The 14,179-nt window shown below is 70.4% G+C and carries 8 protein-coding genes; 4 read left to right on the top strand and 4 right to left on the bottom strand.

Features of this window, described 5'->3' with window-relative positions:
- Positions 1–13: 13 nt before the first annotated feature.
- The 3 genes from ACT53U_RS01535 to ACT53U_RS01545 all read left to right on the top strand — a co-directional run bounded on the left by ACT53U_RS01535 (position 14) and on the right by ACT53U_RS01545 (position 2,801).
- Positions 14–1,015, top strand: coding sequence for an ABC transporter substrate-binding protein (locus ACT53U_RS01535; RefSeq protein WP_476152159.1), 1,002 nt, complete (start codon positions 14–16; stop codon positions 1,013–1,015).
- 93 nt (positions 1,016–1,108) lie between these two features.
- Positions 1,109–1,924 carry an ABC transporter ATP-binding protein gene (locus ACT53U_RS01540; protein ID WP_476152160.1) on the top strand — a complete coding sequence of 272 codons (816 nt, stop codon included), beginning with the start codon at positions 1,109–1,111 and terminating at the stop codon, positions 1,922–1,924.
- Between the two features lie 10 nt (positions 1,925–1,934).
- Positions 1,935–2,801, top strand: a complete 867-nt coding sequence (locus tag ACT53U_RS01545) for an ABC transporter permease (RefSeq protein WP_476152162.1) — start codon at positions 1,935–1,937, stop codon at positions 2,799–2,801.
- 60 nt (positions 2,802–2,861) lie between these two features.
- Here ACT53U_RS01545 and ACT53U_RS01550 read toward each other — a convergent pair whose 3' ends face one another.
- Positions 2,862–4,241, bottom strand: a complete 1,380-nt coding sequence (locus ACT53U_RS01550) for a sensor histidine kinase (RefSeq protein WP_476152163.1) — start codon at positions 4,239–4,241, stop codon at positions 2,862–2,864.
- Positions 4,238–4,906 carry a response regulator gene (locus ACT53U_RS01555; protein ID WP_476152164.1) on the bottom strand — a complete coding sequence of 223 codons (669 nt, stop codon included), beginning with the start codon at positions 4,904–4,906 and terminating at the stop codon, positions 4,238–4,240. The genes ACT53U_RS01550 and ACT53U_RS01555 overlap by 4 nt, the downstream gene beginning before the upstream one ends.
- A 175-nt stretch (positions 4,907–5,081) precedes the next feature.
- Between ACT53U_RS01555 and ACT53U_RS01560 the strand changes: the two genes are divergently transcribed.
- The gene (locus ACT53U_RS01560) at positions 5,082–6,311 is read left to right on the top strand and encodes a cyclin-dependent kinase inhibitor 3 family protein (RefSeq protein ID WP_476152165.1); all 1,230 of its coding nucleotides are present in this window, start codon (positions 5,082–5,084) and stop codon (positions 6,309–6,311) included.
- A gap of 45 nt (positions 6,312–6,356) precedes the next feature.
- Here ACT53U_RS01560 and ACT53U_RS01565 read toward each other — a convergent pair whose 3' ends face one another.
- On the bottom strand, positions 6,357–11,024 hold the full coding sequence (locus ACT53U_RS01565) for a 2-oxoacid:acceptor oxidoreductase family protein (protein ID WP_476152167.1): 4,668 nt from the start codon (positions 11,022–11,024) through the stop codon (positions 6,357–6,359).
- A 391-nt stretch (positions 11,025–11,415) separates the two neighbouring features.
- Positions 11,416–14,115 carry an ATP-binding protein gene (locus ACT53U_RS01570; RefSeq protein WP_476152168.1) on the bottom strand — a complete coding sequence of 900 codons (2,700 nt, stop codon included), beginning with the start codon at positions 14,113–14,115 and terminating at the stop codon, positions 11,416–11,418.
- Positions 14,116–14,179 lie beyond the last annotated feature (64 nt).

Genomic DNA, 14,179 nt, shown 5'->3' on the forward strand with positions numbered 1-14,179 from the left:
TCAGGAGAAACGCATGTCCGTGAAGGCATGGGTGCTTGCGACCGTGGCCACGTCCGCGCTCGCCGCCTCGATCACCGCCGCTTCCGCCGCCGACAAGATCACCATCATGGTGGGCGGCATCGAAAAGCAGATCTATCTGCCCGCCAAGCTCACCGAGCAGCTCGGTTTCTTCAAGGACGAGGGCCTCGAGGTCGAACTCCTGTCGGAGGCCGCCGGCGTCGACGCCGAGAACGAGATGCTCGCCGGCGCCGTGCAGGGCGTGGTCGGCTTCTACGACCACTGCATCGACCTGCAGGCCAAGGGCAAGTTCGTCATGTCGGTGGTGCAGTTCTCGCGCGCCCCCGGCGAGGTCGAGCTCGTCTCCACCAAGCACCCCGAGATCAAGTCGCCGGCCGACTTCAAGGGCCAGTCGCTCGGCGTCACCGGCCTCGGCTCGTCGACCAACTTCCTCACCCAGTATCTCGCGGTGAAGAACGGCGTGCCGCTCGGCTCCTTCACCACCCTGCCGGTCGGCGCCGGCGGCACCTTCATCGCCGCCATGCAGCAGGACAAGATCCAGGCCGGCATGACCACCGAACCGACCATCTCGCGCCTGCTGAAGACCGGCGAGGCGGCGGTCCTCGTCGACATGCGCACGCCGGAGAAGACCCGCGCCGCGCTCGGCGGCACCTATCCGGCCGCCTCGCTCTACATGTCGACCGCCTTCGTCGAGGGCCACAAGCCGGAAGTGCAGAAGCTCGCCAACGCCTTCGTCAAGACGCTGAAGTGGATGTCGACCCACTCGGCCGAGGAGATCGCCGACAAGATGCCCAAGGACTACTGGGCCGGCGACCGCGCGCTCTACGTCAAGGCGATCGCCGAGGGCAAGGAGCAGTTCACCGCCGACGGCGTCATGCCGGAGGACGGTCCGGCGACGGTGCTCGCCGTGCTCTCTGGCTTCTCCAAGAACGTCAAGGGCAAGCAGATCGACCTCTCCAAGACCTACACGACCGAGTTCGTGAAGGCCGCGAAGTGACCTCTCGCGCGTGAGGCCGAGCGCCTCACGCGCCCTCCCCCGTCAGACACGACACGCCCGCGCGAGGCCCGGCCCGCGCGAAGGAGCCCTCGCATGTCCGAAACCCCGCAGGCCGCCGGCCCCGCCGTCGAACTCGTCGACGTCGAGCGCCGCTTCCTCACCCCCGACGGGCGCCACATGACGGCGATCCGCGACTTCTCCATGACCGTCGGCCGCGGCGAGTTCGTCGCCGTCGTCGGTCCGACCGGCTGCGGCAAGTCGACGACGCTCGGCCTCGTCTCCGGCCTGTCGATGCCGACGCTCGGCCGGGTCGAGGTCTTCGGCGAACCGGTCACCGGCATCGACCCGCGCATCGGCTACGTCTTCCAGTCCGATGCGCTCTTCCCCTGGCGCACCGTCGTCGACAACGTCGTCGCCGGCCCCATCTTCCGCGGCCGGCCGAAGGACGAGGCCTACGACAAGGCGCGCGCCTGGCTGAAGCGGGTGGGCCTGTCGAAGTTCGAGAAGCACTATCCCCACCAGCTCTCCGGCGGCATGCGCAAGCGCGTCTCGCTCGCCCAGACCTTCATCAACGACCCGAAGATCCTGCTGATGGACGAGCCCTTCTCGGCGCTCGACGTCCAGACCCGGGTGGTGATGCACGAGGAACTGCTGAATCTCTGGTCGGAGAACCAGGCCTCGGTGATCTTCGTCACCCACGACCTCGAGGAGGCGATCGCGCTCGCCGATCGCGTCTACGTGCTGACCAACGGCCCGGCGACGGTGAAGTCGGTCTACACCATCGATCTGCCGCGCCCGCGCGTCGTCGCCGACATCCGCTACGATCCGAAGTTCATCGAGATCTCCCACACCATCTGGTCCGACCTGCGCGAGGAAGTGCAGGCGGGCTATTCCCGCAGCGCGGCCTGAGGAGGCGCCCATGACCGACGTCACCACGCTTCCCGCCGCCGTCGCCGAGCCGCTGGGCGCCGGCGAGACCCCCGGCGCCCGCGCCGCACGCCTGCGCCGCTATCAGGTCCTCGCCTGGCGCTGGGCCATCCTCGCCGCAGCCCTCGGCGGGTGGGAACTGGCCTCGACGCGCGGCTGGATCGACCCGTTCTTCTATTCCCAGCCCTCGGCCATCGCCGAGCGCCTGTGGGAATGGATCACCGAGGGCACCGCCGAAGGCCCGCTGTGGTTCCATCTCTGGGTGACGATGGAGGAGAGCCTCGCCGGCTTCTTCTCGGGTGCCATCGCCGGCGTGGTGATCGGCATCGCGCTCGGCCGCAACCGCATGCTCGCCGACATCTTCTCGATCTACATCAAGGTGATCAACTCGATCCCGCGCGTCGTGCTGGCGCCGATCTTCATCATGATCTTCGGGCTCGGCCTCGGCTCGAAGGTGGCGCTGAGCTTCGTCATGGTGTTCTTCGTCGTCTTCTCCAACGCCTTCCAGGGCGTGCGTGAGGCCGACCGCAACATGATCGCCAATGCCCAGATCCTCGGCGCCTCGCCGTGGCAGCTGACCCGCTCGGTGATCGTGCCCTCGGCGATGAGCTGGATCTTCGCCTCGCTGCACGTCTCCTTCGGCTTCGCCATCGTCGGCGCCATCGTCGGCGAGTTCGTCGGCTCGAAATATGGCATCGGCCTGCTGATCAACGTCGCCAAGGGCTCGTTCGACGCGGCCGGCATGTATGCGGCGATCGTCGTCATCATGGTGGTGGCGCTGACCGCCGACTGGGCGATGTCGAAGCTCGAGCATCGGCTCGCCAAGTGGCGGCCGCAGCCCCACGGCGCCGAAGGCTGACCCCCGGCCGATCGACGCGAAGCGGCCCCGTCCGGTCCTGCCGGGCGGGGTCGTCGCATTTCAGGGCGCAATCGGCAACACGACCTCGGCGCGGAGCCCCGATGCCCCGTCGGCGCGCGCATGGAGCGTGATCCGTCCGCCGTGCGCCGCTGCCGCCTCCTGCGCCACCGCGAGGCCGAGCCCGGTGCCGCTCCCGTCCGACCGATCGAGCCGATGGAAGCGCTCGAAGACCCGCATGCGCTCACTCTCCGGAATGCCCGGCCCGGTGTCCTCGACGACGACGACCGCCGTCGCCTCGCGGCGCTCGACGCGAACCACCACCTCGCCGCCACGACCGGCATGCCGCAGCGCGTTGTCGACCAGATTGGCGACGATCTCGCCGAGCAGCGTCGCATGGCCCTCGAGCTCCAGCCGATCGACCGCCGGTTCGAAGGCGAGGTCGACCCGCCGCTCGACCGCCAGCAGCGCCAGATCGTCGAGCCGGGCGCCGATCAGCGCGACGAGATCGACCCGATCCTTGCGCACCGCCGCCCCGCGTTCGGCCCGTGCCAGCGAAAGGAGCTGGTTGACCAGCCGGCTCATCACGTCGATCGAGCGGTCGACGGCCGAGAGTGCCTCGCGCTGCGGCCCGTCGCCCGGTTCGGCGAGACCGACGCCGACCTGCGTCTTCAGGACCGCGAGCGGCGTGCGCAGCTGATGGGCGGCATTGGCGACGAAACGGCGCTGGATCGCAACGTCGCCCTCGATCCGCTCGAAGGCCTGATCGAGGACGCGGGCGAGCGGACGGAACTCGTGCGGCAGGTCGTCGTCGGCGAGCCGTTCGGGCTGCTTGGGGTCACGCGCCATGATGCGGTCGCGCAGCCGCGTCAGCCGGGCGAGGCCGCGCGTCAGGCCATAGGCGGCGAGGCCGCAGGCGGCGGCGACCAGCAGAACCTGATCGCGCAGCGCCTTCCACCACAGATCGGCGACCAGCCGGTCGTGGCCGGCGAGCGTCGAGCCGACCACCACCATGCCCTCGCGCGTGCCTTCCGCCATGACGATCGGCTGGACCAGCGCGACGGCCCGCACGGGCCGCCCCTCGAAGGCGGCGTCGAAATGGAGCGGTTGGAGCCCCTTCGGCCGATCCGGCGGCATCGGCCCATCGGGATAGCCGGCGAGGAGCTCGCCCTTCGGCCCGATCACCCGATAGACCACCCGGTCACGCGCCTCGGAGGCGAACATCTCGAGCGCCGCCGGCGGGATGGTCGCCTCGACCAGCACGCCGTCGCTCTCGATCCGCTCGGCGATCACCCGCGCCGAGGCGGTCAGCGTCCGGTCCTGCACGATGTCGGCGGTGGAGATCGCATCGAGCCGCGTCGTCCAGACGTTGAAGGGCACGAGTGCGGCGAGCGGCAGGCCGAGCCGCAACAGCAGATCGCCGCGCAGGCTGAGCCGGCTCATCGTTCTTCGCCCAGGAGGTAGCCGAGGCCGCGCAGCGTCGCGATCGCCACCCCGGACCCCTCCAGCTTCTTGCGCAGCCGATGGACGTGGATCTCGATCGTCGAGGCGCTGGCCTCGTCGTGATGGCCGAAGACCGTCTCGAACAGCGCCTCCTTGCGCACCGGCTTGCCGGCCTTGAGGATCAGCGCCTCGAGCACGGCGCTCTCGCGCGGCGTCAGGGCGAGCGCGGCACCGGCGAGGGTGAAGGCGCGCGTCGTGCCGTCGTAGACGAGCGGACCACAACGCATCTCCATCGCCCGGCCCGGCCGCGCCCGCCGCAGCTGGACACGGATGCGAGCGAGCAGTTCCGACGGCTCGAAGGGCTTGACCAGATAGTCGTCGGCGCCACTGTCGAGGCCGCGGACACGGGCCGAGACGGCGTCGTCGGCGGTGACCACCACCACCGGGGTCGAGGTGTTGCGGCCGCGGAACTGCTTCAGGACCGTCAGCCCGTCGATGTGCGGCAGGTCGAGATCGAGCAGGACGAGGTCGTAGCCGCCGATCGTCAGGGCCGCCTCCGCCTCCTCGCCGTCGCCGGCGAGATCGACGGCATAGTTCTCGCGCCTGAGCAGACGGGCGAGCCATTCGGCGAGTTCGGCATTGTCTTCGGCGAGAAGCAGGCGCATGGGCGGGTCCGTACGACCGTCGCGGTCGGTCGGCGCCGGAACGGCGCAGGCCGAGATGTGAGCATCTTCGGCCCGCTCAGGCAACCGCCGGCAAGGGATCGTTCCGTCGCCCGAAGACGGAGACACGGACGCCCCGCCGTGGCACCTTGGGCCGCGTCGCCACGGGGGCTCCGGAATGATCGTCGCTCGCACCAGTCTCACCCATCCGCTGCAGATCGCCGAGGTGCGCGCGAGCCCGGAACACGGCCGCATCGGCATCACCTTCTGCCCCGGCAAGCAGGACATGGACGCCATGTCGGGCGCCTGGGCGCGGGATCTTTCGACCGATCTCGACGCGATCACCGCCTGGGGCGCGACGACACTCGTGACGCTGGTCGAACCGGCCGAGCTCTCCACCCTGAAGGTCGCCGATCTCGGCCCGGCGGCACTCGCCCGCGGGCTCGACTGGCGCCATCTGCCGATCCCCGACTTCTCGGTGCCCTCCCCGGCCTTCGAGCGCCGCTGGCTCGCCGACGGTCACGACATCCGGGCGCGGCTCCGCGCCGGTGAGGACGTCGTCGTCCACTGCAAGGGCGGCCTCGGCCGCGCCGGCATGATCGCCGCCCGCCTCCTCGCCGAACTCGGCGTCGAGCCCGAACGGGCGATCCGCGACGTCCGTGCCGTCCGCAAGGGGGCGATCGAGACGCACGGCCAACTCGCCCTCGTCCGCCGCACCACGGAGATTTCGGCCGAAGGCCTCGACGTCGCGCGCCTGCGCAAGGTCGGCGGCCAACTCGGCTCCAACCCCGGCGGCATCCACGAGGACGATCTCGGGCGACGGTACTACGTCAAGACGCCGGAGACGCCGGCCTTGGCGCGCAACGAACGGCTGGCGGCGGCGCTCTATCGCCTCGCCGGCGCGCCGACGCTGGTGCATGTGCCGGTCGTGGGCGAGGCCCATGTCGCCACCGTCTTCGTCGACCTCGCCAAGCGCAGCCTCGCCCGTTTCGACCCGGCCGAACGGCGGCAGGCGCGGCGCTGGTTCGCCGTCCATGCCTGGACCGCCAACTGGGACGCCGTCGGCTTCGACGGCGACAACCAGGGCGTGGTCGACGGCGTCGCGACGACGCTCGACGTGGGCGGCGCGCTGGAATTCCGCGCTCAGGGCGACCCCAAGGGCGACGCCTTCGGCCGCAGCGTCGGCGAGATCGAGACCCTGCGGGCGAACCCCGACAACCCGCACGCCATGCGCCTCTTCGGCGACATGACGCCTGCGGAGATCGTGAAGGCGATCGCGGTCGTGACCCGCATCCCCGACGTCGCGATCCGCCGCGTCGTGGCGGAGGGCGGCGGCGGCCCGGCGCTCGCCGACAAGCTCGTCGCCCGCAAGGCCGACCTGAACGACCGCGCCGGCCGGATGATCTGACATCCGACCGGCGCGTTCCCCACCGTACTTCACATCGGCGATCGGTCAGGCACCGATCGCGTGGCCGTTCGGATCGGCATTCGCAGCCGCTTCCGCCGGCTTCGCCGCCTGCGTCAGCGTCGCCAGACGCGCCGCGAGCTCGTCGTAGCGCGCGCGGATCGCCTCGGCCTCGGCCGTACGTTCGGCCATCGCCTTGGCGGCGTCGCGGCCGGCGAGGTGACGCAGCAGACGCCAGTTGCGCCGCCGCTCCTCGACCAGGCGGACGATCGGATCCGGCACCACGAAGCGGACCAGCTTGCGATCGCGCACCTGATAGACGAAGGGCACGCGGCCCTGGCGCTCGGCGGCCGGAAGGTCGATCCAGTCGTGGATCGGCACGCCGGCGACGTCGTCGGCGAGCGGACGCGGCTGGAACTGCTTCTTGAAGCGGCCTTCCTCGAGGGCGAAGTCGGCCGGGGTCAGCGGCACTTCCATCGTCTGCGTCACGCCGTTCTCGTCGTCCCATTCCAGCTCGACCGTGGTCCAGTCCTGCTCGGCGTCCGGGTTGCCGGCGAGCGACAGGCGCGCCCGCGCCGACGGCTCGACCCGCGGGTCGTGGACGAAGAGCGGCGACACGCGGCTGCGGACCGCGAGACGGGCATGGCCGCTCGCCACCGCGTCGCCGATGCCGTTCTCGCCCTGGCAGGGCGTGTGGACGTCGATCACCACCGGGCCGTCGCGATAGTCGAGCGCGGCGAGCACGTTCTTCAGGAAGTGGCCCTGCATCGCCGGGGTCGACTGAACCACCATCACCTTCGGGTGGAAGGCGGCGATCAGCCCGAGTTCCTTGCGGTCGTCGGTCTTGCCGGCATGGGCGGCGCCCACGCTGGCGAGGTCGGAGTCCTGACCGAGGAAGCTCGAGGTCGAGGCCTGTCCGCCGGTGTTGGAATAGGCACCGGTATTCAGCACCACCACCTTGATCGGCGTATGGGTCGTCAGCAGCTTCGACAGCGCGCCGAAGCCGATGTCGTAGGTGGCCCCGTCGCCGCCGACCGACAGGATCGTCGGCATCAGCGCCAGTTCCTCGTCGGTGAAGTCGGCCCAGGACAGCATGGCGAGAGCCTTGTCGTGACGGGCCGGATCGTAGGCGCCGTCGCGCTCGAGGGCGGCGATGCGACGGGCGCGCACCACCTCGACGAGATCGGCCGCGAGACCTTCGAACAGGCCCTTGGCCACCGCCGGCGAGTCCTGGAACAGGCTGTTGACCCACGGCGCCCGGTAGGGGTTGGCCGGGAAGGTCGAGCAGTAGACCGACGAACAGCCGGTGGCATTGGCAACCACCATCGGCGCACGGCCACCGCCGGTCGGGCCGCTCTCGAGGGCGAAGAGCCGCTTCTCGAGCACCGCCGAGGCCCGGTCGATCCGTTCGGCGCGAGCACCCTCGGCACCGATGCGGACCTTCTCGAGATCGGCGAGCATGGTCTCGATCGCCGTCGTCTCGCCTTCGAGCCGCCGGGTGCCGAGCGCCTGGACGGCCGAGGAGATCTGGCGGATCACCGTCGCCTCGCCGCAGCCGCGGCAGGCGCCGTGACCGCCGGTCGTGGCGTAGTAGGCCTCGCGATCGAGCACGAAGCGCTTGGCCTCGGGGCCGGCGAGATTGCCGACGAAGCGATGCGGCGACGGCTGGGTCTGCGACAGCAGGGCGAAGCGCGTCTGCATCTCGTCGTAGAGGTCGTCGTCCTGGACCTGTTCGCTGAGCGCCTCTCCGCCGCAGACGGTCAGGCATTCGAGACAGCCCGAGCACTTCGACGGGTCGATGCCGATCGAGAGCAGACCGCCCGAGCCGGCCGCCTTCTTCTCGAACTGGTCGAAGAACAGGTTGGTGCGGGCGACCGGCAGCCACGACAGCGTCTCGGCGAGCGCGCCGAGATCCTTCGCGAGTTCGCCGTCACCGGCCGCGACCGAGGCCGCCGCACCGGCGACCAGCGCCGACAGGGCAGGCTTCTCGCTCGTTTCGACGAGCGCGATGCGGACCTTGGCCTCGAGCGCCGGCAGGACGGCCGCGAGCCGCGCCGCACGACCTTCGGGCAGCGCCGTCGCCTTGGCAGCGGTCGCCAGCAGGTCGGCGATCTCGTGGACGGTGGCCGGCAGGGCCGCGTCGGGGCACACCAGCGTGCATTCGAGGCAGCCGGTGCACTTCTCCGGTTCGAAGGCCGGTACCTGACGGCGGAACAGACCCTTGTCCTTCGCCGCGGCGCTGCCGGGCGGCAGGAAGAGGCCGGTACCCGGCATCACCGGCGCTTCGCCGATCGAGCCGTCGCGCATCGGCTTGCCGACGATCGCGTCGAAGTAGATCGGGTCGAACAGGCCCGACGGTGCCGCCCGCGACGAAAGGCCGGCGAGACGGGTGTCGACGCTGCGGGCCCGCGCCGCCAGCGCGACCAGTTCGGCCTCCTCGTAGGCCGGCTCGCGCCACGGCACCTCGAGCGTCGCCTCGAGACCCTCGCGGATCACCTGCATGTTGCCTTCGACGACGGCCTTGCCCTTGGCGCCGAACTTCTTCTCGATCTGCTTGCGGATGCGGGCGACCACGGCCTCGGGATCGAGACCAGCCGCCACCCGGTCGACCCGACCGGCGAGCGCGCCGATGAAGGCGATGCCCATCATGCGGGTGGCGAGTTCCGGCGTCGGGGCGTGACGCGCGGCGACGGCGAAGGCGTCGAGCACCATGAAGTGCACCCCGCGCTCGCGGATCGCCGCCCGCGCCTTGGCCGGCAGCGCCTCCCAGGCGGCATGCGGCGTCAGGTTCGTCTGCAAGACGAAGGTGCCGCCGGGCACGAGGCCCTTCAGCGGATCGGTGTGCGAGAACACCTTGTGGTCGGCCGACAGGACGATCTCGACGTCCTCGAGCTCGGCATTGGTGATCTTCACCGGGTCCGGCGACAGGGTGATGTAGAAGTTGGTCGGCGCACCCGACTTCTCCGAGCCGTATTTCGGCGCGGACTTGGAGTGCAGCCCGAGCAGACCGGAGAGAATGTCGGTGGCGAGCTTGCCCGTCGCCACGGTGCCGTAGCCGCCGACCGAGTGGAAGCGGATGCGCATGGCACCGTCCGGCAGCAGGTCGGACGGGTTGTCACCGGTCTCGAGCACGCTGGTCAGCCGCTCGGGATAGGCGGCCGCGAGCCGCTGGTGCAGATCGTTGACGACCGCCGGGGCGTTCGGCGCGGTGAAGCGCGAGCCGAGCCAGACGAAGGGCGCGGCGTCGGCGCGGTCCATCGCATCATAGGCGGCGATCAGATGGCGCGGCTGCAGATCGTGGCCGCCGAGGCCGAAGATCGCCGTGGTGGTGCGCGGCAGAACGGCGAGCGCCGGGATGCCGGGATGGCGCGGCGTCGCGCTCTCCGCGTTCTCGCGCGCCTTGACCAGCGCCCGCGACACGCGATCGGACAGCGCCGTCACGTCGGACCGCTCGAGCACCGTCACCGCCCGTTTGCCGGCGATCGCGGCGATCAGTTCGGCCTCCGGGAAGGGCTGGAGCTGCTTGATCGCCACCACGCCGACCTTGCGGCCGTGACGACGCATCCATTCGGCGACCGCCTCGGCGTCGCTGGTGACCGAGCCGAGGCCGATCAGCACCGTCTCGGCGTCCTCGCAGGCATAGGTCATCACCGGCGCGTAGCGGCGGCCGGTCAGTTCGCCGTATTCCTCGAAGGCCTTGGCCGCGAGCCGCGGCACGTCGGCGAGGAAGTGGACGTGATGGTCGACGACACCGGCCTGATAGTCGGGCTGGTTCTGCACCGCGCCGGTGAGGCCGGGATTGTCGGGATCGACCAGCGCCGGCACGCGCATCCGCGTGCCCTTCTCCCAGGCGTTCAGCCACAGCCGCCGCCAGCGCGGCATCAGCGCCGCCGGCACGAAGGCTTCCGTCGCCGAGATCAGCGCGCCACCGCGATCGGTCTCGATCACGTCGGCGCGTTCGTCGAGCAGATTGCGCAGGCTCGCGAGATCGGCCGGCGCGAAGGCGTCGGCATGACGGGCGACCCACTGCTTCAGCTGATAGACGCGGCCCTTGGCGCCGTGCAGCACCTCCTGCGCCAGCGTCGGACAGGGAATGCGCTCGGACGGATCGCCGAGATAGCGCTTGAGCAGTTCCGGTTCGGGCAGCAGCGCCTCGCTCGTCATGTGCGAGGTGGCGAAGCCGTCCATCGCGTTGGCGACCGGAACCAGAGAATCGGCGGCGATCCGGTAGGAGATCGCGGCGAAGTCGGCCGCTTCCTGCGGATCGGCACCGAACAGGATGGTGTAGCCCGCCGGCAGCAGGGCGTAGACGTCGTCGTGGCCGGCCATGACGTTGAGCGAATGCTTGGTGACGACGCGCGCCGCCACGTGCAGCACGAAGCCGCCGACCTTCTTGCCGACCGTCACGTAGTGCGACTCGAGGGCGTAGAGGATGCCCTGCGAGGACGAAGCGTTGGAGATGTACTTGCCGCCGGTCAGCGCCGCCGCCAGCGCACCGCTCTGGGCCGAGTGCTCGCCCTCCGGCTCATAGAAGAACGGATGCCGGCCCCAGACGTTGACGCCGCCTGCCGCCCGGAACCGCTCGTAATTCTCCGAAATCTCGGTGGAGGGCGTGATCGGATAGCCGATGACGCCGCCGCAGACGTGGCTCGCCACGTAGGCTACCGCGCCGTTGCCGTTGATGACCGTCGGCAGGCCGGGGAATTCACGAGCCATGGTTCCATCTCCGTTGATCGAGCACGTGACGACGACGGCAACCTGCGCGGATACGACGGCGCGGGATCGTGTTTGTCACGTACGTGATAGGTCGAATACGTAGACGTTGTTTGTCCTATGCTTGCGCATTAGACTAACGTATGGCTCGCCGTTGTCGAGGGACATTACTGCTGGACTTGTGACAATCCTGTCGGCTACCCGACATTTCAATCGACACAGATTCGTGAAGCCGATCCAAGCCCCCTCGGACAGATCCCGGAAAATCTCCTAATATTTCAAATCTTCCAATGTGTTGCCAGAGCGCACGATCATCGCGTCCGGACACCTTTCGCATCGCGATGCGACGAAACAACGCAAGTAACCGATTAGTATTCGTGTTTGTACGCATGGATCATGCACGCGTGCCCCGCGCCGCGATGGCATCGACGGCCGCCGAAAGGTCGTCGCCGAGCCGGTCGACGTCGGCCGAAGTCGCGGCCCGGCCGTCGCCGCGCGCCGCCCGTTCGATGTCCGCCGCCCGCTCCGCGACGCGCCGGGCGCCGACGTTGAAGCTCATCGACTTCAGCGCATGCGCCGCCGCTCCGAGCCGGTCGAGATCGCCGCCGCGCGCCGCCTCGTGCAGCTCGCGCAGCTTCTCCACTGCCTGAGTCTGATAGAGCCGGACGACCCGATCGACGACCGCCGTCGCCCCGCCGGCCATCGCCGCGAGATCGTCGAGCACACTGTCGTCGAGCACCGGCGCCTCGTCCGAGGCATTCGCCGCGACCGGGATCGATTCGACCTCGGCGACCGGCGCCTCCGCCGGTCCCTCGACCAGATTGGCCGCATGGGCACGGATCGTCGCCTCGAGGGCGGCCAGCGTGAAGGGCTTGTGCAACACGCCGTCCATGCCGGCCGCACGCCAGGCGTCCGCCGCGGTGCCGACCACATGGGCGGTGAGCGCGACGATCGGCGTGCGTCCCCGCCCCTCCCGCGCCTCGAAGGCGCGGATCTCGCGCGCCGCGTCGAAACCGTCGAGGACCGGCATCGAGCCGTCCATCAGCACGAGGTCGAAGGTGTCGCGCATCACCGCATCGACCGCCTGCCGTCCGTCGACGACGAAGACCGGCGCGATGCCGAGGCGGCCGAGCGCGGCGCCTGCGACCTCGCGATTGACCTCGACGTCGTCGGCGACGAGCACCCGCAGACCGGGGAAGCGCGCGTGCTCGACCACACGATGCGCCGCCCGCTCCTCGAGGGTCGCGAGCGGCCGTCCGGCGGCGAGACAGGCGACGACCGCGTCGATCTCCTCGCGCGTCGCCGGCCAGGCGACGGACGTGTCGGCGAGACCCTGCGCGAGCAGGGACGAGACGTCGTCGCCGGCCTCCGCCAGCACGACCACGCCGCCCTCGTCCCCGAGCGCCGGCCGACCGTCGGCGCGCAGCCGTGCGGCATCGACGATCGCCAGCCGCGCCCCTTCCGCCGCGATCGGTCCGTCTCCGGCCGCGATCGCCCGGAAGCCGGCATCGCCGAGATGACCGGTGAGCGCCGCCGCCGTCTGCCGCCCGCCGACGGCGACGATCGCCACGGAAGGCAGCCCGTCCGCGAGCCGTGCCCAGGGGGCGACGTCGGTCGCCGGCTCGGTCACCGGCAGGGTGAAGAAGAAGCAGGTGCCGCGTCCCTCGACGCTGGTCGCCTCGAGCGTCCCGCCCATCGCCGCGACCAGTCGCCGGGCGATGGCGAGGCCGAGGCCGGTGCCGCCGAAGCGTCGGGTCGTCGTCTGGTCGGCCTGCGAGAAGGCCTCGAAGATGGTGGCGAGCTTGTCCTCGGGAATGCCGATGCCGGTGTCGACGACGGCGAAGAGGACGCGGTCGTCGCCGAAGGCCTCGACTTCGATGGTCACGCCGCCGGTTTCGGTGAACTTCAGCGCGTTGTTGACGAGATTGGCCAGCACCTGGCCGAGTCGTGTCGGATCGGCGTCGAGCCGCGCGGCGCGCGGCAGCGCCACCCGGGCGGCGAGATCGAGCCCCTTGGTGCGCGCCCGATCGGCGAAGAGCTTCGTCACCGTGTCGACCGCCTCGTGCGGATCGACCGCGACATGCTCGACCTCGAGCTTGCCGGCCTCGATCTTCGAGAGGTCGAGAATGTCGTTGATGATGGCGAGGAGGCTCGCGCCCGAGCGCGCCACCACCTCGGCCTGCCGCCGCGACCGGTTGGGCAGGTCGGAAGCGGCGAGGAGTTCGGCCATCACCAGGATGCCGTTCATCGGCGTGCGGATCTCGTGGCTCATGGTCGCGAGGAAGTCCGACTTGGCGCGGTTCGCCTCCTCCGCCTCGCGGGCGGCACGGGCGAAGTCGGCGGTGCGGTCGGCGACGTCCTGTTCCAGGCGTTCGCGGTGCCGGGCCAGCCGGTCGTCGCGCTCGCGGATGTCGCCGATCATGCCGTTGAACCCGTCGATCAGCGTGCCGATCTCGTCGTGCCCGCCGGGCTCGAGCGCGACCGAATAGTCGTGCGCGCCGCGCACCCGCGCCATGGCGCCCGACAGCGCCACGATCGGCCCGACGATGCGCCGCTGCAGGCGGAAGGCGACGACGAAGGCGACCGCCAGCGCCAGCGCCGCGCCGCTCACCGCCGCCCGGGCAGACGCCCAGAGGCGGGGGGCGAGATCCTGCGTGTCGGCGAGGATCCGGAGCACGCCGACCGTCCGACCCTCGTCGACGATGTCGACGCGGACCTCGACGGTGCGGCTGGCGATCCACCGGCCGATCGACACGTCGGCGTCCGGATCGGTCAGGACGAGATCGCTCGCCAGTTGCTCCGTCGCCCCGACGTCGCCGAGCGGCGTGCCGTCGGCGGCGTCGATGCCGGCGAAGACCAGCCCGTCGATGCGGCCCATCGAGCGGATCGCCCGGTGCACGCCGGAGCGGTCGCCCTCGGCGGTGGCGCGTGCGGCGGCCGCCGCGATCACCTGCGCCGTCGAGAACAGGCCGTCGCGCTTGGCGATGCCCCAGCGCAGCGTCTCCTGCCGGAGGGTCAGCGCGAGCATCACCGCGGTAGCCAGCACCACGGCGGCGGCGACGAGCAGCAGGAGGCGGGTTCGGATCGACGGCACCGGGAGCTTCATGCCCGGATACTGCCGCGCCATGGTTAAGGCGGGGCAAACGGAAACATGACGA

Source organism: Pinisolibacter sp. DMC19, from assembly GCF_056313985.1.

Coding starts and splice junctions, on each gene's coding strand:
- ACT53U_RS01535 (WP_476152159.1), top strand. CDS start 14: ATGTCCGTGAAGGCATGGGTGCTTGCGACCGTGGCCACGTCCGCGCTC.
- ACT53U_RS01540 (WP_476152160.1), top strand. CDS start 1,109: ATGTCCGAAACCCCGCAGGCCGCCGGCCCCGCCGTCGAACTCGTCGAC.
- ACT53U_RS01545 (WP_476152162.1), top strand. CDS start 1,935: ATGACCGACGTCACCACGCTTCCCGCCGCCGTCGCCGAGCCGCTGGGC.
- ACT53U_RS01550 (WP_476152163.1), bottom strand. CDS start 4,241: ATGAGCCGGCTCAGCCTGCGCGGCGATCTGCTGTTGCGGCTCGGCCTG.
- ACT53U_RS01555 (WP_476152164.1), bottom strand. CDS start 4,906: ATGCGCCTGCTTCTCGCCGAAGACAATGCCGAACTCGCCGAATGGCTC.
- ACT53U_RS01560 (WP_476152165.1), top strand. CDS start 5,082: ATGATCGTCGCTCGCACCAGTCTCACCCATCCGCTGCAGATCGCCGAG.
- ACT53U_RS01565 (WP_476152167.1), bottom strand. CDS start 11,024: ATGGCTCGTGAATTCCCCGGCCTGCCGACGGTCATCAACGGCAACGGC.